18 protein-coding genes are annotated in these 23577 nt (G+C 29.7%); 10 read left to right on the top strand and 8 right to left on the bottom strand.

The window, feature by feature from the left end; genetic code table 11:
- Window positions 1-81: 81 nt before the first annotated feature.
- The gene (locus ACJDTP_RS06100; RefSeq protein ID WP_406760755.1) at window positions 82-1047 is read right to left on the bottom strand and encodes a YbgA family protein; all 966 of its coding nucleotides are present in this window, start codon (window positions 1045-1047) and stop codon (window positions 82-84) included.
- Between the two features lie 223 nt (window positions 1048-1270).
- On the opposite strand from ACJDTP_RS06100, the gene ACJDTP_RS06095 reads away from it, so the two are divergent.
- Window positions 1271-2377, top strand: a complete 1107-nt coding sequence (locus ACJDTP_RS06095; protein ID WP_406760754.1) for a CobW family GTP-binding protein — start codon at window positions 1271-1273, stop codon at window positions 2375-2377.
- A 505-nt stretch (window positions 2378-2882) separates the two neighbouring features.
- Here ACJDTP_RS06095 and ACJDTP_RS06090 read toward each other — a convergent pair.
- Window positions 2883-3047: a hypothetical protein gene (locus tag ACJDTP_RS06090; RefSeq protein ID WP_023974627.1), complete on the bottom strand. Its 165-nt coding sequence runs from the start codon at window positions 3045-3047 to the stop codon at window positions 2883-2885.
- Between the two features lie 252 nt (window positions 3048-3299).
- On the opposite strand from ACJDTP_RS06090, the gene ACJDTP_RS06085 reads away from it, so the two are divergent.
- Entirely contained in the window at window positions 3300-4238 is a 939-nt protein-coding gene (locus ACJDTP_RS06085) for a TIGR03943 family putative permease subunit (RefSeq protein WP_406760753.1), read from the top strand.
- A gap of 119 nt (window positions 4239-4357) precedes the next feature.
- On the opposite strand, the gene ACJDTP_RS06080 is transcribed toward ACJDTP_RS06085, so the two are convergent.
- Window positions 4358-5197 (bottom strand): Cof-type HAD-IIB family hydrolase, encoded by an 840-nt coding sequence (locus ACJDTP_RS06080; protein WP_406760752.1) that lies wholly within the window; start codon window positions 5195-5197, stop codon window positions 4358-4360.
- Between the two features lie 247 nt (window positions 5198-5444).
- Here ACJDTP_RS06080 and ACJDTP_RS06075 point away from each other — a divergent pair, with 247 nt between their 5' ends.
- Window positions 5445-6194 carry a DeoR/GlpR family DNA-binding transcription regulator gene (locus ACJDTP_RS06075; protein WP_406760751.1) on the top strand — a complete coding sequence of 250 codons (750 nt, stop codon included), beginning with the start codon at window positions 5445-5447 and terminating at the stop codon, window positions 6192-6194.
- A 54-nt stretch (window positions 6195-6248) separates the two neighbouring features.
- Here ACJDTP_RS06075 and ACJDTP_RS06070 read toward each other — a convergent pair whose 3' ends face one another.
- Both ACJDTP_RS06070 and glgX read right to left on the bottom strand, forming a co-directional pair.
- Window positions 6249-8240, bottom strand: coding sequence for a fructose-1,6-bisphosphatase (locus ACJDTP_RS06070; RefSeq protein WP_406760750.1), 1992 nt, complete (start codon window positions 8238-8240; stop codon window positions 6249-6251).
- Between the two features lie 135 nt (window positions 8241-8375).
- On the bottom strand, window positions 8376-10556 hold the full coding sequence (gene glgX / locus ACJDTP_RS06065; protein WP_406760749.1) for a glycogen debranching protein GlgX: 2181 nt from the start codon (window positions 10554-10556) through the stop codon (window positions 8376-8378).
- A 351-nt stretch (window positions 10557-10907) separates the two neighbouring features.
- Here glgX and ACJDTP_RS06060 point away from each other — a divergent pair, with 351 nt between their 5' ends.
- Entirely contained in the window at window positions 10908-11966 is a 1059-nt protein-coding gene (locus ACJDTP_RS06060; protein WP_103699134.1) for a PspC-like choline-binding domain-containing protein, read from the top strand.
- Window positions 11967-12176: 210 nt separating this feature from the next.
- On the opposite strand, the gene ACJDTP_RS06055 is transcribed toward ACJDTP_RS06060, so the two are convergent.
- Window positions 12177-12383: an alpha/beta-type small acid-soluble spore protein gene (locus ACJDTP_RS06055; RefSeq protein WP_406760748.1), complete on the bottom strand. Its 207-nt coding sequence runs from the start codon at window positions 12381-12383 to the stop codon at window positions 12177-12179.
- A 213-nt stretch (window positions 12384-12596) separates the two neighbouring features.
- Here ACJDTP_RS06055 and ACJDTP_RS06050 point away from each other — a divergent pair, with 213 nt between their 5' ends.
- Together ACJDTP_RS06050 and ACJDTP_RS06045 are read left to right on the top strand one after the other, a co-directional pair.
- Window positions 12597-12791 (top strand): alpha/beta-type small acid-soluble spore protein, encoded by a 195-nt coding sequence (locus ACJDTP_RS06050; RefSeq protein WP_077839924.1) that lies wholly within the window; start codon window positions 12597-12599, stop codon window positions 12789-12791.
- 834 nt (window positions 12792-13625) lie between these two features.
- On the top strand, window positions 13626-14336 hold the full coding sequence (locus ACJDTP_RS06045) for a YdcF family protein (protein WP_406760747.1): 711 nt from the start codon (window positions 13626-13628) through the stop codon (window positions 14334-14336).
- Window positions 14337-14682: 346 nt separating this feature from the next.
- On the opposite strand, the gene ACJDTP_RS06040 is transcribed toward ACJDTP_RS06045, so the two are convergent.
- Together ACJDTP_RS06040 and ACJDTP_RS06035 are read right to left on the bottom strand one after the other, a co-directional pair.
- Window positions 14683-15717 carry a HAMP domain-containing sensor histidine kinase gene (locus ACJDTP_RS06040; protein ID WP_077842922.1) on the bottom strand — a complete coding sequence of 345 codons (1035 nt, stop codon included), beginning with the start codon at window positions 15715-15717 and terminating at the stop codon, window positions 14683-14685.
- Window positions 15710-16387, bottom strand: coding sequence for a response regulator transcription factor (locus tag ACJDTP_RS06035; RefSeq protein ID WP_077842923.1), 678 nt, complete (start codon window positions 16385-16387; stop codon window positions 15710-15712). Before ACJDTP_RS06035 ends, ACJDTP_RS06040 begins: the two co-directional genes overlap by 8 nt.
- Window positions 16388-16844: 457 nt before the next feature.
- On the opposite strand from ACJDTP_RS06035, the gene ACJDTP_RS06030 reads away from it, so the two are divergent.
- The 4 genes from ACJDTP_RS06030 (at window position 16845) to ACJDTP_RS06015 (ending at window position 23433) form a co-directional block, all read left to right on the top strand.
- Entirely contained in the window at window positions 16845-17459 is a 615-nt protein-coding gene (locus ACJDTP_RS06030; RefSeq protein ID WP_161223769.1) for a TetR/AcrR family transcriptional regulator, read from the top strand.
- Window positions 17460-17518: 59 nt separating this feature from the next.
- Complete coding sequence (locus ACJDTP_RS06025; protein ID WP_406760746.1) at window positions 17519-18814, top strand: efflux RND transporter periplasmic adaptor subunit; 1296 nt, start codon at window positions 17519-17521, stop codon at window positions 18812-18814.
- A 12-nt stretch (window positions 18815-18826) separates the two neighbouring features.
- Window positions 18827-21919, top strand: coding sequence for an efflux RND transporter permease subunit (locus tag ACJDTP_RS06020; RefSeq protein WP_406760745.1), 3093 nt, complete (start codon window positions 18827-18829; stop codon window positions 21917-21919).
- A 233-nt stretch (window positions 21920-22152) separates the two neighbouring features.
- Window positions 22153-23433 carry a TolC family protein gene (locus ACJDTP_RS06015; protein ID WP_406760744.1) on the top strand — a complete coding sequence of 427 codons (1281 nt, stop codon included), beginning with the start codon at window positions 22153-22155 and terminating at the stop codon, window positions 23431-23433.
- Window positions 23434-23577: the final 144 nt, after the last annotated feature.

The raw sequence follows: 23577 nt of genomic DNA, 5'->3' as shown, positions 1-23577 counted from the left end.
AGTAACTTTAAGAGAATAAATAAAGCTAATATTTTTTAACGGCGGTAAAGATATCGCCGTTAAAATTTAATCAAAATTGAATTATATTTCTATCTTTTCTGAATCTTCTAATATAATCAAATCTTCTGGGTAAGGATTAAAATAAGTTTGTTCTAAAAGGTAATCTATATTAAATCTTACTACATACGATTTAACTAAGAGCATAGGCGACATTATTGTAAGTTTTTTCATTTTGTATTTTTCTAAGGAATCCATTAATAATTGTGTTTCTTCATTAGTTATGTATTTTGAAAAATATCCCATGGCATGCATTAGAACATTTATATTATTTGTATACTTAGGAAGTTTTTCAAATGCCAGATTCAAATTCTTCTCATATTCAGATATAATACTTTTTATATCATTATTTTCACCATTTGCTGCGATTCTACCTAAGATTTTAGTATACTTTTGGCTATTTGCCATGAGTAGTAATTTATTTCTGCGTTGAAAATGTATTAATTCATTAAGTGAATTAGATTCCTTGACTTTTCTAAAATCTGCATTAATAAAAATTCTTGTAAGAAAATTATCTCGAATTCTATAATTATGTAATCTGCCTTCATCTTCTATTGGTGCATAAGGAAATTTCTCTTTAATCTTATTTCCAAATATTCCAGCACCTCTTGTGCTTCCTGTAACCTTAGCTGTGCCAGTATAAATTTTTACATTTTTATGTCCACAGGAAGGTGAACCGCTTTTTAAGAGAAAACCGTCTATATTATTTAAATCTTTCAAATATGACTCTGAAAACTCAACCATTTCTTTTGTGAATTCTTTTCCTTCTTTTGGCTCATATAATTTTAATTCATTATTTTCAGAGACAACTCTAATTGTTGGTCTTGGAACTTTAAGTCCTATAGAAGTTTCTGGACAAACATTTATAATATTAACAAAAGGTTTCAATTTTTCAACGAATGCATCAGTTATCATTTGGCCATTGTAACGACAGGCTTCGAAACCTAAACATTTACTAAAAAAGACATTTGGCTTTAAAAAATCAACCATGAAAACACTCCTTTTTTCAATTTACTTATAATATTATCATTTTATGAGTAAGTAATTCATTAAAAGTGTCAATAATAGAGAAATCATCGATTTATCATTATTGACAGTATTAGATTTTAAGGGTAGGATAAAAATGAAATATTTCTGGAAACGACTTTAAATATTTCCAGAATGAATAACTTTTAAATATATAATTAATATTTACATAGAAAGGATTTTTTATATGACTAAAATAGATATTATTTCAGGGTTTCTTGGGGCAGGAAAGACTACTTTGATTAAAAAATTAATAGAAGAAGCATTTCAGGGTGAAAAGCTTATGATAATTGAAAATGAATTTGGTGAGATAGGAATTGATGGAGGATTTTTAAATAATTCGGGAATTGAAATAACAGAAATGAATTCAGGATGTATTTGTTGTTCTTTAGTTGGAGATTTTGGAGTTGCACTTAAAGAAGCATTGGATAAATATTCGCCAGAACGTATAATAATAGAACCATCAGGAGTTGGTAAATTATCAGATGTAATTAAGGCAATAGAAAATATAAAAAGCGAAGTAGATATTAAACTTAATAGTTTTACGGCAGTTGTTGATGCTGTAAAATGCAAAATGTATATGGATAACTTTGGAGAATTCTTTAATAATCAAATTGAAAATGCAAATACTATTGTCTTAAGCCGAACTCAAAAGATTTCAGAAGAAAAATTAGAAGTGTGTGTATCCAAAATAAGAGAACACAACAGTTTTGCAACAATAATAACAACAAACTGGGATGAGATTAGTGGGAAGCAAATTTTATCTGCAATGGAAAATGAAGAGTCCCTTGAAAAAGAGCTTTTAGTAGAAGTAAAGAACAGTAAGACTGAAAATCATCAACATAGCGAAGAGTGCGGTTGCAATAATCATAATAACCATACTAAGGAAGAATGTGAATGTGATAATCATGAACATCATATAGATTGTAATTGTAATGATCATAACCATAATCATCATACTCATGATCATGAGTGTGGATGTGGACACGATCATTATTCACATGATCATCATCATGCAGATGAAGTATTTACAAGCTGGGGAATGGAAACACCGAAAAAGTTTTCAAAAGTAGAAATAAATAATATATTAAAAACTTTATCGGAATCTTCTGATTATGGAATTATATTGCGTGCTAAAGGCATAATCCCTTGCTCAGATGGAGGATGGATAAACTTTGATTTAGTTCCAGGCGAGTATGAAGTACGTGAAGGAATAGCAGATTATACTGGAAGGCTATGCGTTATAGGTACAAATTTAAATAAAAATGAAATAGAAGAATTGTTTGATGTATAGATACAAGCTAAATATTTTGGCTTTATCTAAAAATTGTGATTAGGTAAGAGGAGTGAACATCACTGATAATATAGATAACCCAACTGAGACCTGAACTTATGCATATAATTACCGAAATGAATAACATACTTTTGTTCCAGTTTCTAGGTAATTCTGGTGGGTGATTCTAAGGCTATAAAGTTGCACCCAAAGTGCTAGCATCAAAGAACAAGCGCTCACAGAGAAAGTTCGAAGAACGAAATATAAAATGCTCATAGAGAAAGTTCTGCTAACCAAATATAAAATTTGCAGCATCACTTTTTGAACTAGCACATTTGGAACAACTTATAGCCAAAGAATCACAGCCATCAAAATTACCAATGAAACATTCCATATTATGACCCTTGTGGTTACAAAAGCATATTACTCATTTCTGTATAGGTGATATTTCATAATCTAAGTATAGTTTATGAGTGTGTTATCTATAATAAAACTCCTCTCTTTAATGAATTCAAATAATTTAAATTCATTTGAGTTTATTTAGTGATATTATGACATTTTTTTGACTTATATCTGAAGAAGGACTTTCATCAATTTCGATTTCAGGGATATTTAGAGAATTTTTCTCACCTAAGGCTTTAATTATCCATAAGATTCTTTTTTGATAGTCCTGTAGTAATTTCCTATTCATGGACATTACCTCTTTTCATAGAATTTAATATGTAGTAGGTTATACTAATATAAATAAAATATACATTAAATGAAATTTTAAGATAAAGTATTTATAATTATGAGGAAAGAAATTTAGAATTAGCAATAGAAATTCATAAGAAAAAACAATTTGAGTTTTGAAATATTAAAAAACTTAAATTATAAATGTAAATTTATAGATAGAATTATGTTACATTTAATTAGAAAAATAAGTGAAAGAAGGAATTGATTTATGACGGATGTACCAGTTTTTCTTATTACTGGTTTTTTAGAGAGTGGTAAGACTACTTTTATAAAAGAAATATTTAATGATCCAGAGTTTTATGATGGGGAAAAAATTCTTTTAATTGTTTGCGAGAATGGTGTAGAAGAATATGAAGTTGAATTTTTGAAAAAACACAATGCAAATATTGTTAGCATCAGCAATATAGAAGAATTTACAGAGTTAGCTTTAAAAGAATTCAATCAGAAATATAAACCAACCAAGGTTGTTTTAGAATACAATGGAATGTGGCAATTTGACATTTTTGATAATCTTAAGTTTCCTGATAGATGGGAGATTGCTCAAATTATAACCACCATTGATGCATCGACATTTGAAAGTTATATGAGCAATATGAAGTCTTTATTAATTGAACAATTTAGGAATTCAGATTTGATTATATTTAACCGTTGCAACGATAATACAAATAAATTGAAATTTAGAAATAGTGTAAAAGCTATTAATTCAAGAGCAAATATGATGTTTGAATTAGAAAATGGTGAGATTGATGATAGTCCCTTAGAATTACCATTTGATATACATAATAAAGTAATAGAATTTAAAGACTACGATTATGGGGTTTGGTACTTAGATGCAACAGAATATCCAGAAAAGTACGAAGGTAAAAATATAAGAGTGAAAGGTCTTGCTTATAGCAATCCGAAGTATCCTAAAGGTGTTTTTGCATTTGGTAGAAATGCAATGACTTGCTGTGAAGATGATATATCATTTTTAGGTATTCTGTGTCAAACAAGTAAGGCATTTAATTTTAAAGATAAGGAATGGATCGAGCTAGAAGGTATAATTCATAAAAAATATATACAGCAAGAACAAAGGGAGATTCCATATATAGTTGTTAAAGATTATAAAAAAATAGATAAACTTGAGGAAGAATTAGTTTATTTTTAGTAGATTAGTCATTGACATAAAGTCAATATATAAAAGCAGGTATATTGGAAAATTTCTTAATATACCTGCTTTTTCTGTTTGTTGAATTTATAAATTTGTTGAAAGTTTTTAATTAACTTTTAACTAATTAAGGTATCTTTTTCTATAAACTTTGCAACTCCATCATCATCGAAGCTTGAGATGACACTTGTTGCAACTGCCTTTGCTTCAGGAACTCCATTTTCAGGAACAAACGAACGATCTGCAGATTGTAACATTTCAATGTCATTAAAATTATCCCCAAAAGCAATTACTTCATCTGCACCAATCAGTTCCTTTAATTCTTTTATAGCAATAGCCTTAGATGCTTTAGAACTAAATATATCTAAAAAGTAATTATCTTTATATACATTTTTGTTAGGAACGCATTTTAATATAGGGTTATCTAAAATGCAATTTTCAACATCTTTTATACGTTCAAAAGAACCATACAAAACAAAATATAAAATTGTATATCCATCCTTTGGTACTTGTGCAAAATCATCATATTGATGACAGCGGCCTTTGTATAATGAATGTCTTTCTGTAAAATATTCAAGATCATATGGGTCATCAAGATTGTTGTATATGAAGTGGATATCTCCATCTTTCAATGCATACATAAATCCATAGCTTTTATACCTATTAAATATTTTTATTAGATGATTTAACTGAGATGTTGGAAATTCATTAATTTTTAGATATTCCTCTTTATTTAAATCATAAAATCCTATACCGTTATTTAATATGATAGGAATGTTAATTGGGATTTCACTTATCAATCTTTTTGCAGCCTGAAGGTTTCGTGCAGTTGCAATACTAAACAATGTACCTTTTTCTATTTGTTTCTTTAAAATTTTTAGTGATGTTTGCGAAACTTCTCCATTAGAATTTAATAAGGTACCATCTAAATCTGTTACATATAATATTCTTTTATTCATTTATTGCACCCCTTTATATAAGATAGAAGATTTCTGTAAAATAAGTATTAAGAGAATTTATATTACAGTAATTTATATATTGTGAGTTTAGCATAAGAAAGCTGTCAATTCAAGGAAAAGCAGGATATATGAATCCATTAAAGTTAATGAATACTGACATTCATGGAAAAATTGACAAATGACTATTTTAAAATATAATTTATTATAGTATGTAATTAAAAGATAGTTAGAAGTGAAAGGACATTTTATGTATCAAGAAGAAAGATTATATGAAATATTAAATATACTTAGAGAAAAAACTGTGTTATCCAATAAAGAAATAATGGACACATTTAATATATCAAGGGATACTGCTAGAAGAGACATTGTTAGATTAGTAGACGAAGGAGTTGCTATTCGGACTCATGGAGGAATTGCAGTGCCATCTATAAGAACTGAAATTAAGGATTATAAGAGTCGCCTAGCTATAAATTCAGAAGAAAAAATAAAATTGGGTAAATATGCAGCTAAATATATATCAACTAATCAAGTATGTTTTTTTGATGTGTCTACCACTGTTGAAGCATTATGTCAGTGTGTTGCAGATGATATTTCTATATATACGCATTCTTTAGACAATATGGAAATACTTGCTGAAAAAAATTGTGACGTTCATTTATTGGGTGGAAAACTGCAACGTAAAAATCGTTTTTTATATGGCAGTGGTACAATAAATCAAATCGAAGATATACATTTTGATATAGCATTTTTAGGTGCTGCAGCAATTAGTGAAGATGGGATTTATGTAGTTGATTTTGAGGATTCCTATATAAAGAGAAAGGTAGCAGAAAGAAGTACTTTTGTATGTGTTATAGCTGATGGTGAAAAGTTTTTTAATTCCAGCACGTTTAAAGCCATTTCCTTTGATAGAATAGATTTATTAATAACTACAAAAGAGCCGCCTGAGAATATAGAAAAAAGAATGAAAGACTCAGGAACTGTTATTGAAATAGTGTGATCTTATAAAAAATGAGAATAAATTATTTACGCAATTTATTCTCATTTGACTTAATTAAATTTTATTTTGCTGCTTTATTAGTCCTTTTCTATAAGCATTAAGAAGCATCTTTAAGTCATCTATTTGCTGCTTGAGATTTACACCTACATCAGTATCTTCAACTCTTTTCCTATTTACAACTTGCTCTAGTAAGAGAGTTGTAGATAAGATGTCAGTCTCTTCTTTTATGGCTGCTTCGGTGGATTCGAATGGCTGATGAGATACTAACTGAAGCCCAAAAGAGTTATATATTAACGTATATCCAGCTAGTCCAGTTTTGGGTTGATATGCTTTTGAAAAACCTCCATCTATAACTAGTAGAGTTCCGTTTGCTTTTATAGGACTTTCTCCATTTTTTTCTTCAACGGGCATGTGGCCATTTATTATATGAGATTCAGGTGAGCTAAGCCCAAATTCCTTTAGTATTTTTTTGCAGATATCCTCATTATCTCTTAAGCTAAAATAGGGATCTTTCTTCTCATAATGAGTTTCTTTTTCTTCAATAAAATATTGTTCAAATATTGTCATTCTATCCTTACCAAATAATGGCGAAGAGGCACCACACCACAAATACCACATTATATCTTCTTTATTATCAGAATCATCCTTGTCTTTTGAAAAATAGGCTTCTCTTGCTAGCATATCCAATTTGTTTAAAAGTTCTTTACCTTTATATTCTTTATCAGCTATTTTGACTTTTTTAAAGCTTCCATCTTCATTTAATGGTATAAATCCATGATATAGTAAATTGGAATTAAATTTTAAATATAAACTGCCATTTGAATATAGGAATCGAACATGCTTATTATATTTATCGCTATTAATAAAAGAGGTTTTTAACTTATCAATTAATTCTTTCTCATCATGAGTAAGTTCATATGGATTTTTAGGATCTATAGTAGGAAAAAATGAATCTTTCAGTTTATACGTTTTACCGTTTAAGCTAATAGTTCCTTCGTCATAATTAATTTTATTTAATAAAAGCCGATGATTCATATTAAATTCAGGATGCCTTAAAATCACCTGACCTTCAAGTTTAAATAATATTATAGCTATGGCTTTGTGCATTTGAGCTATTAAATTAATTTCATTAATGCTGTATTTTTTATCACAATCCATCTTAGGTAAGAAGATATTACAGGGATGATCCTTATAAAAATCCATAGAAAAAGTTGCTAGAGGGAGAAGGTTAATTCCGTATCCATTTTCTAAAGTATCCAAGTTAGCATACTTTAGAGAATTTTTTATAACGTTAGCAATACATACGTCTGAACCACAGGCAGCACCCATCCATAAGATATCATGATTTCCCCATTGGATGTCAACAGAATGATATTCAACTAAAGTATCCATAATAATATCGGCACCAGGGCCTCTATCGAATATATCCCCTAAAATATGAAGTCTGTCTATAACAAGTCTTTGTATCAATTTAGAAAGAGCAACTATAAACTCCTTTGATCTATCTGTGTCTATAATAGTTCTAATAATTTGTTCATAATATTCATATTTATCTATTCCTTTAGGCTGTTCATGTAAGAGCTCTTCTATTATGTAAGTAAAATCTTTTGGGAGAGCCTTTCTTACTTTTGAACGTGTATATTTAGAAGAAACATATCTGCATATTTCGATTAATCTATATAAATTTATTTTGTACCAATCATCTATGTTTTCTTCTTGCTTTAATACTATCTCTAGTTTTTGCTCAGGATAATATATAAGGGTTGCTAAACTTTTTTTCTCACTTTGCATCAAACTATTTCCAAAAAGATCTTCAATTTTTCTTTTTATTACTCCTGATGCGTTTTTTAATACATGAATAAAAGGCTCATACTCTCCGTGGATATCAGTTAGAAAATGTTCGGTTCCTTTTGGTAAATTTAAAATTGCCTGAAGATTTATTATTTCAGTAGAAGCTTCATTGATTGTTGGATATTGTTTAGAAAGCAACTCTAAATATCGCAAGTTGTCAGATATTTCATCAGTTGATAGACCGTATTTTTTCATTGTTACATCTCCTTTGTTGCTATTAAGATAATATCTTCTATAACTAATTAAATTATAGAAGAAGGTTTAATAATAAACAATAATATTAATAAAATAAGAGCTTAAAGTAAATCAAGCTCTTATTATCTTATAAATTTATATTTTGCTTATACCAACAAGAATCATAACAGATCTAGGTTCTATCTCAAGTGTCTCTCCAACTTGGAGCATCTGATCAATTGAATCGCTAATGTCTTCTCCAGAAGGCATGGCTGTATTTACAGCAATTCGCCATTCTAAGTATATAGGGAGCTCAGGTAATCTCACATATTGCGTTTCCCAATGCGCATTGATGCAAAGGTACACAATGTCATCTTCTTTTTCTTTTTTATTCCATCCTGCAAACATTATCCCAACTGTTCTAGTACTATCTGACGGATCTAAATACCAAGGTTTTATACCGTGCTTACTAACAGGAGGTAAGCCACATCGTGATTCTTCAATCCTGTCCTTAATAGCAGGATGCCGTTTTCGAAAATTTATCATATTTTTAAAGAAAGTAAATAAATCATGATTCTTATATAGGAGACTCCAGTTTAACCATGAAATTTCATTATCCTGACAATATGGATTATTATTTCCAAACTGTGTATTTCCAAATTCATCTCCAGATAAAAGCATTGGGGCTCCCTGACTTGAAAGAAGAACAGCACAAGCATTTTTTATTAGCTTTCTTCGCAATTTTATTATATTTTCATCGTCAGTTTCTCCTTCAGTACCACAATTCCAACTATTATTGTTGTTTTCACCATCTGTATTATTCCAACCATTTTCTTCATTGTGTTTATCATTATAAGAATATAAGTCATATAAAGTGAATCCATCATGGCAAGTAATAAAGTTTACTGAAGCATTTTTTCCTCTTATATCTGGATTATAGAGGTCATAAGATCCGGTAATTCTTTCAGCAACAGTATCAGCTAATCCTGAATCGCCCTTTAGAAATCTGCGAATATCATCTCTATATTTTCCATTCCATTCACACCATCTTTTCCAAGAGGGAAAACTGCCGACTTGATATAATCCCCCTGCATCCCATGCTTCAGCTATCAATTTTGTATTTGCAAGAATAGGATCAAATGCCAGGCTTTGCAATAGTGGCGGATTATTCATTGGTGATCCATCTTCGTTTCGGCCAAGGATTGAAGCTAAATCAAATCTGAATCCGTCAACACGATATTCTGTAACCCAGTAGCGAAGGCAATCTAAAATCATTCTATGGACTATTGGGTGATTGCAATTTAAAGTATTTCCACATCCGCTGAAATTATAATATTTCCCATCTGGTGTAAGCATGTAATAAACATTATTATCAAACCCCTTAAAAGATATATATGGGCCATACTCATTGCCTTCAGCAGTATGGTTAAAAACAACATCTAAAATAACCTCTATTCCATCTTCATGAAATTTCTTTATCGAAGACTTCAGTTCATCCCCTTCTTTATTACGTTCAATTCCAGCAGCGTAACTGGTGTTTGGAGCAAAGAAACATACAGGATTATACCCCCAATAATCACAAAGCAAATTACCTCTAACATATCGTGCATCAAGCATTTCATCAAATTCAAAAATTGGCATAAGTTCTACAGCATTTATTCCAAGTTCTTTTAAATAAGGAATCTTTTCGGCTAATCCAGCAAATGTTCCAGGATAATTAACTTCTGACGATGGATGCTTAGTAAAGCCCCTTACATGCAACTCGTAAATAATCAAATCTTTCATAGGAATTAAAGGTCTTTTACTGTTTCCCCAATCAAAATCATTAGAGACAACTCTTGATTTATATTGATTTCCACATATTGTTTTTGTTCCCCATACGCTTTGTCCAGCAATCGCTTTTGAGTAGGGATCAAGTAAATATTTACTACTATCAAAAACTAATCCTCTTTCAGGTATATATGGGCCGTCCACACTATATGCATATTCGAATTCTTCAATATCTAATCCAAGTACTATCATAGAGTATACATTACCTATTCGATAGTATTCAGGAAAAGGAATGACAGCATAAGGTTCGCACATAGCAGGCTTAAATAAGAGTAGTTTACATGATGTTGCGTTCTGAGAGTGGATAGTGAAGTTAACACCTCCCGGTATAACTACTGCACCATTTTCTAGATAAAATCCAGGGCGAATTTTAAATCCCTCAAATTCGTCCGTGGGGATTAAATTTTTCTGGAGTGTTTTTACAAATTCATCGAAATTTACAGTATTTTTTAAGGTATTTATATCTAGTTCTATATTCTCAGCAATTGAAAATTTAGAAGTATCCATAATATATTTTCCTCCTTAATATTATTAGGACCCTCTTAGTTTTATTATATTAGGATGCATATGCTTTTAATCGATAAATGAAATAATTATTTAATTATTACTTAAATTATTGTATCGAAATTCAAATTTATATGCTTTTAACTAATGTAAGTTGGAAATATAGGATTAAGATATTTAAGTTGTGGTATAATTTTTATATGAACTATTAATTGCATAAAATTGGCTATATAAAAAATAATTTCCGATATAGGTAAAGTATATTATAGATAATAAACAAAATATGGAATATTTTATATAAAACAAATGGAGAAGCTATATACACTATAAGATTTGGGAATGAGGGGGAATTAGATGACTAAAAAAATAATTTACAGCTTACTTATTGTAGCAGCGGTAGTTTCTGCAATACCAAAAGAAGTTTCAGCAGAATGGAAGCATAATAATACTGGTTGGTGGTATGAGGAAGGAAAATCTTATAGTACTGGTTGGAAACAAATAAATGGGTCGTGGTACTATTTTGGTAATGATGGTTATATGAAGACCGGATGGATTTTAGATAAGGTTTGGTGGTATTATTTACAGGATAATGGTGCTATGGCATCTGGAAAAACATCAATTAAAGGAAAGGAGTATAAGCTTGATAATAGTGGGAAATGGATAAATAATGCTCTTCCTAATAGAAATGTTAATATGAACATTAGCAGGCCTCCTTCAGAGGAAAAAATGACTACAATCACAGATTTTAGCTTGTTTGAGGAAAATGGAAATGAGTATTTTAAAATTCAAGATAGCTATTATCTAAAAGGTGTATGGAATATAGATGGTAATATATATATTTTTGATGAAAATGGTGTGTTGCAAAAAGGCGAATATACGTCAGAAAGTGGCAGAAAATATAGCTTGGGAGAGGATGGCAGAGTTATAGAATGTCTTAGTGATAAAAATTATAATTTATGTACAGAATATGCACTGACTACTAAATCAACTACAGAAAACTATGAGGTTAAATTAGATGATAGCAATATGCTTACTATAACTGATGTCAATTCGGATGAACCAGAAAAGGATGGAGTAAGAATTGAAGATGGAACAGGTTATAAATTAGACAATACTAAACCAAAGGCAACTATTAAGGAAAACACTTTATATTGTAGAACTAATCAAGCTATAGATTTAGGAATGATAAAAGTAAGTAGTGTAGATGACAAAAGTTCATCATTTCCTAATTTAATAGTAATGTCTAATAGTGAAGATGATAATATTGCCGTTTCAGGAATAAATTTAAGTTTGGAGGATGGATTTTTCAAAGAGATTCATCCAACAGTTATTGCATACAAAGCAGGAAAAACTACTATTACAATAAATGTTAATGGAATCAAGACTTCGTTCGATGTAATAGTTACTGAATAATTTTCTACACTAATATGTAAGGTTAATATTTTTATAATTGTTATGTTTAGTATATATAGAATATTACATTAAAATATAAACTCAAATAGAAGAATTGAGTAATGTATATATAAGTATTAATACAAGCTTAAATAAAAAAGAAAATAGATATGCTATTTTGACTAGTTACACAATTTTAGTAACTAGTCATTTATGGTTTTGAAGAGGAGATTACTTGCCAATTAAATTTTTCTCATATTCCTCTATCATTTTTTTTGTCATCAATCCTCCAATTGGTCCACCTACACGACCATTTAACCTTGATGACTTATTTCCTTTATAATTATCATTAAGTTCTATGCCAAGTTCATTTTCAAATTCTATTTTTAGCTTATCTAGTTTTGCTCTAGCTTCTGGAACTAAAGGCCTTCTGCTCATAATTTAACACCTCCATATCAGTATTAGTTTTATAAATTTATAGTAAAATATACTTAATAAATTATTGAATTTAACTGAAGGGATATTCTGGAAAATTAATACAAAGGAGAATTTTAATAATTTTTTTACAAGTATTTGCATAGATTAAAATTTGTAAGAGTGGTTAATATATTAATGCCAAACAAAATCATAGATTAAGGGAGGTAGATTAAGATGGCTTCAAGAAATAAAACTTTAGTTCCAGAGGCAAAAGTAGGTTTAAACAGATTAAAAACTGAGGTAGCTTCAGAAATTGGGTTAAATGACTATGAAAACATTGATAAAGGGAACCTTTCTTCAAGACAAAATGGTAGTGTTGGCGGAGAAATGGTTAAGAGAATGATAGAGAGTTACGAACAAAGTCTCTAGAAATAGATACTTAATGTTTTAACTCAGTTCTTCAATTACCATCCATCCTAAATGAAAGCTAGTAGAATATAGTTAATTACTATTTATTCTACTAGCTTTTTTATTGTATATGAATCTATATTCAAATGAAATCTATGGAAAATAAAAGAGAATAAAAGAAATAGGAAGCATAGATGAGATTCTGAAAAATAATGAAAATAAAATGAGATAGATGGCAGAAAATTTGTATGGAATTACTTTACAATATGGTATAAAATGTAAAATAAGGTGATTAAACATATACTCAAAGGAGTTGAATAATATGTTATATTTATATACTATATCAATAAAGTTAAGTTGTTTATCCTTAATATTGCTATTATTTAGGCTAATTTTAAACAAGAATAATATTAATATTTTTGGTAACAAGGAAAAAAGAGGTCTATTGATAACCATACTTGTTATTAGTATTGTACCAATAATTAATATATTTTTTGCAGTTTCAAGTATATATGCGTCAATTTTTATGAAAAAGGAAAAATTTATAAAATTCATCAATGAATAGCTTTAGTAGAATCTAAGGCTATTCATTGATGAATTTATTACCTCTATAAACTACTAATAAAAAGTATATGAGGATTTTTCATCATAAAGTAATTATAAATTTGTTTAGGAAAATAATTTCTAAGTATGAAATTATTCATATATATGACAACAATATTACAATATTATTATATATTGTATAAGATTTATATAAGCGTATTTTATCTTTCTCAGTTACAGATATAATATTTATAAGAAGTTTAAGATTAATTAAATTATGTATAGATGATTAACCTGGAGGAGATGAGTCTAATGAAAATTAGATATATGTTATCGGAATTATGGATTGCGTTTGGTTTTCCAATTATAGTTTTAGGAATTATAATTTTAGTATATTACTTTTCTAAAAAGATAATGAAAAAGAATATGTTTTTTTATAAGATATTTAGATACATAAAAATATCATCTTGCATCATATTTATTTGTTTTATAATAATAGAAGCTTTAATAATAAATTATCCAAAGTATAATCGAAATAGTGACGATTATATTATTGTACTTGGCGCAGGACTTGATAATGGAGGAGTTCCTAATTTAATACTTCGGGAAAGACTTGATATTGCTATAAAATGTATGAAAGAAAATTTAGCTCAGTATATCGTTTTATCCGGAGGACAAGGTGCAGATGAAAGTACATCAGAGGCACAGGCCATGAGTGAATATTTACAGGCTAAAGGGATAGAAAAAAACAAGATAATATTAGAGGATAAATCAAGAGATACTAATGAAAATTTAAAATATTCTAAAGAAAAGATTGAAGAATTTAGCAGCAGATCAATAAGTGACATTAAAGTAAAAATAGTGACAACAGACTTTCATGCTTTTAGAAGCAGTATTTTAGCAAAGAAGAATGGTTATAAAAATTTTGATAATTATTCCAGCACTATGCCTTGGTATTTTGTACCTTCAACATATGCTAGGGAATCCATTGCAGTTATTAAGAGTATATTGCTTGACAAATAAATGAGTGATTGTGAAATAATTACACTACAACAGGGTTTATAAATTTAATTTATAACAACAAACGATTACAAGCACAAGATATACATAATTAATATATAATAATATAAAGGATTATATATTTAGTTAGAAGGGGATAAGTATGTTGGCGGTAGTTATTTTGGTTTGCATTGTATTAATTGCATGTAATGCTTTTTATGATACGGATGAAAGTTGAAAAATAAAAATCGTCAAGCAAAATTAGACTAACTGTATAAAACTAAATTGGATTTTTTTAAAAACTAATCAGATATAATTTAAGGCTATCTATTCATTAAGATAGCCTTTTTGTGTTTATAGAAATTAAGAATTAACATGGTAACTTGATTACAAAAGTAGATCCTTTTTTACATTGACTATATACCTCTATTTCTCCACCACATAAGTCAACAATTCTTTTTACTAGTGCTAATCCCAAACCATTACCTTCAGAAGAATGTGATTTATCGCCTTGATAAAACTTATCAAAGATATGCTTTTGTGTATCTTCGTTCATACCTATGCCATTATCTGAAATGCTTGTTGTAATCCAGTTTTTATCTTTCTTTAAAGTGCATCTAATAGTACCATTTTCAGGTGTGAATTTTATTGCATTACTAAGTATGTTTATCCATACTTGCATCAACAGTTCTTCATTTCCATGAAAAGTAATTGAGTCTAAATCTATATCTAAGTCAATATTTTTATTTGACCATTTGGATTCTAAAAGCAATAGAGTTTGTCTTAGCTGCTCATCTAATTTGAATTTACTTCTTTCTGCTATTATATCTTGATTCTCTAATCTTGAAATCTGTAATATGCTGCCAACTAAGCTTGATAGCCTTTTTGTATTATTTAATATTTTATCTGTATATTTAGACTTTTCTTCTTTACTTAGATTGTTATCCTGTAGCAAAGTTGTGTAACCTTCAATAGATGCAAGGGGAGTCTTAAATTCATGCGATACATTAGCAATAAAGTCGCTTCGAAAGGTTTCTATGTTGTTTAGCTCGTCTACCATAATATTAAAGTTCTGAGACATTTTTTTTAGCTCTTCAACGTAGTAATACTTATCTTCATCTAATTTGATATTAAAATTACCTTTTCCGACTTCCATAATTGCTTCGCTAAATTTTACTAGTGGAGCTAATATTTTTTTACCTATTATAGCTGATATGGTTGTCCCAACTATTATACTAATTATAGATAGATCGATAATTGGCCAAAGAAACTTATTAGCTTCCGAAGAGAAATTTGGATGAAAGATTATGGCTAAAATTGCAGTAAGCACTGATGATACAAACATTATTGAAAAAATAATAAATGAAAAGACTAAGCCTAATTTTAAATTTGGTTTATCATTCATAATTTTTTACCACCTTATATCCGAGTCCTCTTACAGTCAAGATATCAAAATCTATGTTATTTTTAAAGCGATCACGCAAACGGTTAATATGTACATCTACTGTTCTTATATCAGTTTCAGAATCAAGCCCCCAAAATTCATCCATAAGTTCTTGTCTTGTGAATATGCGATTAGGATATGAAATAAGCTTATATAGAATATAAAATTCCTTTTGTGGAAGGACTGTTGCCTCACCATTTTGATATACTGATAAGGAATCATATTCAAGCATGGTATCACCAACGATTTGCTTTCTTTCACTAATAATCTGAGCTCTTCTAAGTAATGCACCTACTCTTAACACCATTTCGTTAACATCAATTGGTTTAACCATGTAGTCATCAATTCCAAGAAGAAAACCACGTTGCTTATCCTGAAAGCTTTCCTTAGCTGTAATCATTAATATAGGTAGATTAAATTGAGCATCACGAATAGATTTTATTAGTTCAAAACCATCCATATTTGGCATCATGATATCAGAAATAATTAAATCAATATATTCCTTATCCAAAACATTAAGCGCTTCGATTCCATCTTTCGCACTAGTAGTTTTATAGCCATTTTTAAGTAAAACAGTTGAAAATAATTCTCTTAACTCTTTGTCGTCTTCTACAATCAAAATATGAAACATTTGGATACCTCCCTCGTATGCACTAATTATACTTTTTTTTATCTATGTTTAAAAGTATCATATTTATATATCAATTCAAGTATTTAATTATATATAAAATATTTACTGTAATAATTAAATTTGAAATAAATAGAAAAGTTTAAATTCAGTTAATAATTCTATGATACACTCCATATTAAAATAACATAAGTAGCAAATGATAGCTATAGATAAATAATAATCCAAACAATTTTAGGCTGATATGTTTTGTAAATCATAAAAATTAAGATATTTTTTAGGTTACAAACAAAGTATAAAAATTAAAAGTATGGTATTATTTTCATGTACATATAAAATGTTTCAATGATTTATTTGCATGTGAATCATTGACTGTCTGGTCGGTCATTTAAATAAAGTGTGAATATAATGAGTCAGTAATTTATTGTAATACAGTATTTTTATAAGTGAGGTGATTTTTTTGGCAAGATTGAAAAATAAGGAAAATGAAATTCTTGCCGCTGCAATAGACATATTTTTTAAAAAAGGTTTTTCGGGAACTAATATGCAGGATATTGCAGACAAGGCACAGATAGGTAAGGGTACAATATATGAATACTTTAGAAGTAAAGATGATTTATTTGTACAAGCTTTGAAGTACGACCATAGAAATTTCACTATAAATGCAAACCAGAAGATATCACAAGAAGAATCATTTCTTAAAAAGCTAGGAAAGCTTATAGAATTAACTGAGCATGCTATTATAGAAAGGGCTGGAAGGATAAGTTATTATATAACAAATGAGATTTCAGAATTAAATCCTGAAGCAAAACGTGATCTTGAAAATTTTATAAAAGATATAAAAAGAAATGGAAAAAATATTACATACAATATTCTAAAGCAAGGTATCGAAGAGGGGGAGGTAATGGATACAGGCATAGACATTGATTTTGCTACAAATGTTATAGGAGGAATGGTGGCATTACATTGTCATCGGACTTGTCATGAAAATTATTATTCAGTAGAACAAAGAAGAGAGGAAAATGAAAAGCTGATAAATTTTATTATGGGTGGAATTGGTGCAAAGAAAAATTAAATTTATAATATATAAATTAACAAAATAAACTATATGTTTACGGATTAGGAGTGTGAAACATGAAAAATGTAAAAAAAATAGTTATATATGCTGTAATTGTTATAGCTGTAATAGGTTGTGCTGCAGTAGCTAAAACTAAGTTATTCACAGCTAAAAAACAAGCAACCACTGCTGTTGCAGCTAGTAAAACAGCTGTTGAAGCGCTGGTAGTGAAATCAGAGGAAAAAAGTTTAGGGGATTCATATAAAGCAACCTTAGAAGCCTATCAGCAAGGGATTATAACTAGTAAGATAGCAGCGAAGGTTGTCAATGTGTCTGTTGAAAATGGACAATATGTGAATGCTGGTGATACTATAGCTACGCTAGATGACCAAGATATACAAAATAGTATAAAAACCGCACAAGCTCAGGTGCAAGTTAGTGAGCAACAACTAAATTCAACACAACAGCAACTAAATTCATCGCAGGTAACGCTGCAAAAATTGCAAATTCTTATGGATGATGCACAGCGTAATTATGACAGGCAAAAGACACTTTTTGATGGAGGTGCTATATCAAAAACAGATCTTGAGTCATCTGAAAAAGCTCTAAACACTTCTAAAGCAGATTATAGTTCAGGATTAGCAAGTATTGAATCGGCAAAAGCAAGCATTGAAAGTTCAAAAGCAAGTTTAGAAGCACAAAAAGTAAATTTGCAAAAGGCTCAAAGCGATTTAGCTAACACAGTGATTAAAGCTCCTATAAGTGGCGTAATAAGCGATAAAGTTTTAAATGTAGGGCAGATGGCATCTCAGGGAGCAGCTCTTGCAAAGGTTAATGATATATCCTCTGTATATGCAACAATACAAGTACCGCAAGAAAAAATAGGAGGAGTACAGATAGGTCAAGCTGCAACAATTACAGTAGATGGAAGTGATAAAACTTATAATGGAACTGTTCAAACTATAGATTCAGCTGCAGATGCTACAACTAGAGTATTTAATTGTAAAATAAAAATAGATAATAGTGATAAATCATTACTGCCTGGTATATTTGCAAAGGCTCAGCTTATTAGTGATCAAAAAACACAGGTTTTAACTGTTCCAATTAATGCTTTAGTTGGTAATGAAGGGGATTATTCTGTTTTCATAAATGATAATGGAACAGCTAAAAAACAAAAAGTAACTATTGGAGAAACAAATCAAAACAGTGTTGAAATAACAGATGGCATTAAAGATGGAGATCAAGTAATTTGCACAAATACAAGTACTATTCAAGATGGTAGTGAAGTAGACGCAGCTATAAAGGAAGATAATAATTCAGATAAAGCAGCTTCTGAACAAGATGGCAGTGCAGACGATGCAACAACTAAATAGGAGGGATAATAAATGAATATAGCAAATATTAGCATTAAAAGACCCGTATTTATATCAGTTATAATGATTGTCCTTACTATATTGGGGTTTGTATCTTACAAAAAATTAGCACTTAATGATATGCCAAACGCTGATTTACCATATGTTTCAGTAGTTGTTACAGAGAATGGGGCAACACCGGAAGAAATTGAAAGTAAAATAACAAAAAAAGTAGAAGATTCAGTACAACAAATTTCTGGAGTTCAAAATATAACTTCAAGTGTAAGCTCAGGAATGTCACAAACTGTTATAGAATTTGACTTGAGCAAAGATAGTAAGGTTGCTGCACAAGAAGTTAGAGATAAGATTTCAAGTGCTCGAGGACAGTTACCAACTGATATCAATGATCCAGTTGTCTCAAATTTTGATATGTCAGCAACATCAATCATATCTATAGCTGTTTATGGTTCAAGTGATAATCAAGAAATGGCAGACTTTGTAGATAATACTTTAAAAACAAAGTTATATACAGTATCTGGTGTTGGAGCAATAAATGTATCTGGTGAGGATACAAGGGAAATTCACATAAAGCTAGATAATAATAAATTATTACAATATGGCCTTACATCAAGTGCTGTAGTAAATAGTATTAGAAATGATAATATTGATCAATCCACTGGAAAAGTTACAGATGGAGATAATGAGATATCTATTACAACAACTAGTAAAATACAAAAAGTAGAAGATTTTAAGAATATTTTAGTATCTAATAAAAATGGCACAGAAATTAGGATAAGGGATATTGCAACAGTTGAAAATGGGATTGAAGAGAGAAAAAGTCAGGCTTATTATCAAGGCAATCCATCAATTGGTATTGATATAGTTAAGCAATCTGGTGCTAATACGGTAGAAGTTGCTAAAGACGCTAAAGCAGCATTAGAACAAGTTAAAGCTTCACTACCTAAGGGCATGCATGCTGATATTGTTAGTGATAATTCAACATCTATACGAGATACAGTAGATGATGTTATGAATACTATCATAGAGGGATGTATATTAGCAGTTGTTATTGTATTCTTGTTCTTAAATGAATGGGAAAGTACACTTATAAGTGCATCATCTCTTCCAATATCTATAATAACTACGTTTGTATGTATGAAAGAGATGAACTTTACACTAAACACTATGTCTCTAATGGCATTATCACTGGCAGTAGGACTTTTAATTGATGACTCTATAGTTGTTATAGAAAACATTGTACGACATTTGCATATGGGAAAACGTCCAATTGAAGCAGCTAAAGATGCTACGTCAGAAATCGGATTTGCAGTAATTGCAACAACTTTAGCTGTTATCGCTGTATTTTTACCTTTAGCAATGATAGAAGGAATTATTGGAAAGTTTTTCATAGAATTCTCACTTACAATTGTTTTTAGTATGGCGGTTTCATTATTTGTATCATTTACTCTTGTACCGATGATGTCTTCTAGAATGCTTAACTCAGAAAGAAGAGAGAGTAAAACATTTGTTGGTAAGTTTTTCAAGGGGTTTAATAGTAAATTTGATACATTAGCTGAAAAATATTCACATTTATTAGCTTATCTTCTTCATAAAAGATTAATAGTTTTAGCTGTTTGTGGGGTTATGTTTATAGCAAGTCTTGCCCTTATTCCATCATTAGGTTTTACTATGATACCTATAACTGATAAAGGACAGATAACTGTTAGTGCTAACTTTGATTCTGGCATAACGTTAGATACTGCAAGTCAAGAGACTAAACAGATTGAAGAGATAATTAAGAAGAATCCAGAAGTTCAATATTTATACTCAACAGTTACTAATAGCAAAGCAACAGTTAACATTACATTGGTAGATAAGAAACAGCGTAAGATCACCTCAAGAGATATGGCACAAAAACTTGGAACCGATCTAAAGGTACTACCTGGAATGGAGGTTACAGCATCAGCCGCATCTATGGGTGGAGGAGGCGGAGGCTCTTCTAAAGATGTAACGTATGACCTTGTTGGTAGTGATAGAGCAAAAGTTCAAGCTTTTGCAGAAAAAATGAAAGCAGAGATTGCTAAGGATCCTCAGGCAAGCGATGTAGGTGTTAATACTAACTCAGGTACACCGGAAGTAAAGATGACTGTAGATCGTGATAAGGCAGCCGATTTAGGCGTTAATAGTTCAGATGTTGCAAGCACTTTGGCTACATTATTTAATGGGTCAACTGTAACTAAATATGATGGTGGAAAAGATAGATATGATGTTAAGGTAATGTTACAAGATGGTGAGCGTAAAAATCTTAATAACCTAGATGGAATTTATGTTTCTGGTTCAAATAATAAGCTGGTTCCTATAACGGATGTAACTAAAAAAGTTGTTGGGACAACTTCTTCAACATTACACAGATACAATAAACAGGCACAAGTTGAACTTTCTTGTAATGTAAAAAGTTTGGCTACAGGTACTTTCAAAGATAAATATTTAGCTAAGATAAAAAGTGAATTGCCACCAGGAGTTTCATTATCTGTTGGAGGATCAATGGGAAGCATGCAGAAGAGTATGGATAGTTTAGTGCAAAATGCAGTTTTATCAGTTCTTCTACTATATTTGGTTATGGCAGCTCAATTTGAAAGTTTTGTTGATCCTATAGCTATAATGTTTGCTTTACCACTTGCTATGATTGGAGCAATAATAGGATTATTTGCTGGTGGAAGTCAATTAAGTATGATAGCCATGATAGGTATCATAATGCTTATGGGACTCGTTGCTAAAAATGGTATCTTGCTGGTTGATGCTGCGAAAGAAAGGATTAAGGAGGGAATGCCTCGAAATGAAGCATTAGTCCAAGCTGGGCTTGTAAGATTGCGCCCTATAGTTATGACTACTTTAGCTATGATATTTGGTATGATTCCTACAGCAATAGCTACAGGAGCAGGTACTGAAATGCGTAAGCCGATGGCACAAGCAGTAATTGGAGGATTAATCACTTCAACAATATTAACATTATTTGTAGTTCCAATAGTTTATACAATACTTGATGGATTACAGAGGAGATTTGCAAAAAAAATTCGTAGAAAAAAATCAACTCCAATTGATAGTGAGTCAAATGTAAGCATATAACAAAGAAATAACTAATATTAATAAGATCATACTAAAATTAAGTTTTAGTATGATCCATATATAAAGTGTATTAGTTTAAATACAAAGTTCAGGAGTAAATCCTAAATTATGACTACATTTACTAAACAATAAAATTGTAGTAAAATAAAGCTACAACAGAAAAATAATCTAGTAAATAAAAAGAGAATTCGAATTTATATTAAAATAAATATTAATGAAGAGGAGATTTATACATGAGAAAAAATATAAATAAGATAATAGCATTTGCAATAGGGATTAGTGTTATGAGTGGTAGCGTTGTACCAGCACTTGCAGCAGATTCAACTCAACAAACAACTACTAGTACAAGCACTGCAACAAATTCACAAATCGTAAACGGAAAGCAACTGCTTACTTTAGATGAAGCTATAAAAGAGGCAATTAGTATAAGCGAGGTATTACAACTTGATACTAGTAAAATAACTTACCAAGATAAAACTAATGACATAAATGAAGACTTGGATGATTATAAAGATGTTAGCGGAGATGATGAAGACTTTAATGATGATACTAGAGAGGCTAATGCAAATAAAGCTAGGCAGCAAAGGGATTTTGATCAAGATGCTTTAATTCAAAAAGTTACTAAAGCATATAATAATATCGTTACAAGTCAATTGAAAATAGATAAAGCCGGAAAAGAATTGCAAATTAAAAACAAGACATTAAACGATGCAAAACTCAAAAGCAGTCTAGGAATGGTAACATCAAGTGATTTGAAATCAACTGAACTTGAAATTCAAAATTTACAAATAACACAGAAAACAAGTGAAAATACATTAAAGGACGCTGAATATAGCTTTAAAGTATTGACAGGTAAGGATGTAACACAATATACTTTGGAACAAGATATTCCTTATGAAACATTAAAAATAGATGGATCTATAGATACTTACCTAGATAAAGTTATAGATAACTATTTAAAATATAGGGAACAAATACTTAAGCTTAAGAAAGATCATTATTATGATTCCGATAATAAAATAAGTGACGGCGATGTAAGTGATGCAAAAAAAATAACAGATGAAGCTCAAGAACCTAAATTAAGTGATTATAACGGAAATATTGAAGCTTATCTCACAGATTACAATAAATATCAAGCTGCTAAAAGTGCATATGCAAATGCCATATCGGCACGTTTAACTTATTTAGGTAATAGACTTAGTGTAGATCAAGAACAAACAAGTATAGATGAGGACAAAAAGAACTTTAAAAATCAACTAAGAACACTTTATACAAATCTTATTACAGCACAAGATAATATTAATTATATTAAGCAAAATATAGAATTAAGCAACAAGAACCTTAGTGATGCAAAACTTAAATATGACTTAGGAATGATAACTGAATCTGCTTATAATTCCCAAGTTTTGAGCAGTGAAGATCTAAATATTCAATTAAGAAGCCAAATTGATGCTTATAACACGCTAAAGCAAGAAATTCAAAAACCTTGGATAGCATTTTCAGGAGCACAATAGAATTAATATAAAGAACATTTATAATACTTAAATAAATATTAGATTAGTTACAAATCTGATGGTTAAAATAAAACATATTAATTTAAATTTCAGATCTTTAGAGAGCTAAAGACTTCAAGAATATATTCATACTAATTACCATAT

It is taken from the genome of Candidatus Clostridium helianthi (genome assembly GCF_045310795.1).
Taxonomy (GTDB): Bacteria; Bacillota; Clostridia; order Clostridiales; family Clostridiaceae; genus Clostridium; species Clostridium helianthi.
This window is presented reverse-complemented; position numbering and strand designations above follow the sequence as displayed.

Coding starts and splice junctions, on each gene's coding strand:
- ACJDTP_RS06100 (WP_406760755.1), bottom strand. CDS start 1,047: ATGGTTGATTTTTTAAAGCCAAATGTCTTTTTTAGTAAATGTTTAGGT.
- ACJDTP_RS06095 (WP_406760754.1), top strand. CDS start 1,271: ATGACTAAAATAGATATTATTTCAGGGTTTCTTGGGGCAGGAAAGACT.
- ACJDTP_RS06090 (WP_023974627.1), bottom strand. CDS start 3,047: ATGAATAGGAAATTACTACAGGACTATCAAAAAAGAATCTTATGGATA.
- ACJDTP_RS06085 (WP_406760753.1), top strand. CDS start 3,300: ATGACGGATGTACCAGTTTTTCTTATTACTGGTTTTTTAGAGAGTGGT.
- ACJDTP_RS06080 (WP_406760752.1), bottom strand. CDS start 5,197: ATGAATAAAAGAATATTATATGTAACAGATTTAGATGGTACCTTATTA.
- ACJDTP_RS06075 (WP_406760751.1), top strand. CDS start 5,445: ATGTATCAAGAAGAAAGATTATATGAAATATTAAATATACTTAGAGAA.
- ACJDTP_RS06070 (WP_406760750.1), bottom strand. CDS start 8,240: ATGAAAAAATACGGTCTATCAACTGATGAAATATCTGACAACTTGCGA.
- glgX (WP_406760749.1), bottom strand. CDS start 10,556: ATGGATACTTCTAAATTTTCAATTGCTGAGAATATAGAACTAGATATA.
- ACJDTP_RS06060 (WP_103699134.1), top strand. CDS start 10,908: ATGACTAAAAAAATAATTTACAGCTTACTTATTGTAGCAGCGGTAGTT.
- ACJDTP_RS06055 (WP_406760748.1), bottom strand. CDS start 12,383: ATGAGCAGAAGGCCTTTAGTTCCAGAAGCTAGAGCAAAACTAGATAAG.
- ACJDTP_RS06050 (WP_077839924.1), top strand. CDS start 12,597: ATGGCTTCAAGAAATAAAACTTTAGTTCCAGAGGCAAAAGTAGGTTTA.
- ACJDTP_RS06045 (WP_406760747.1), top strand. CDS start 13,626: ATGAAAATTAGATATATGTTATCGGAATTATGGATTGCGTTTGGTTTT.
- ACJDTP_RS06040 (WP_077842922.1), bottom strand. CDS start 15,717: ATGAATGATAAACCAAATTTAAAATTAGGCTTAGTCTTTTCATTTATT.
- ACJDTP_RS06035 (WP_077842923.1), bottom strand. CDS start 16,387: ATGTTTCATATTTTGATTGTAGAAGACGACAAAGAGTTAAGAGAATTA.
- ACJDTP_RS06025 (WP_406760746.1), top strand. CDS start 17,519: ATGAAAAATGTAAAAAAAATAGTTATATATGCTGTAATTGTTATAGCT.
- ACJDTP_RS06020 (WP_406760745.1), top strand. CDS start 18,827: ATGAATATAGCAAATATTAGCATTAAAAGACCCGTATTTATATCAGTT.
- ACJDTP_RS06015 (WP_406760744.1), top strand. CDS start 22,153: ATGAGAAAAAATATAAATAAGATAATAGCATTTGCAATAGGGATTAGT.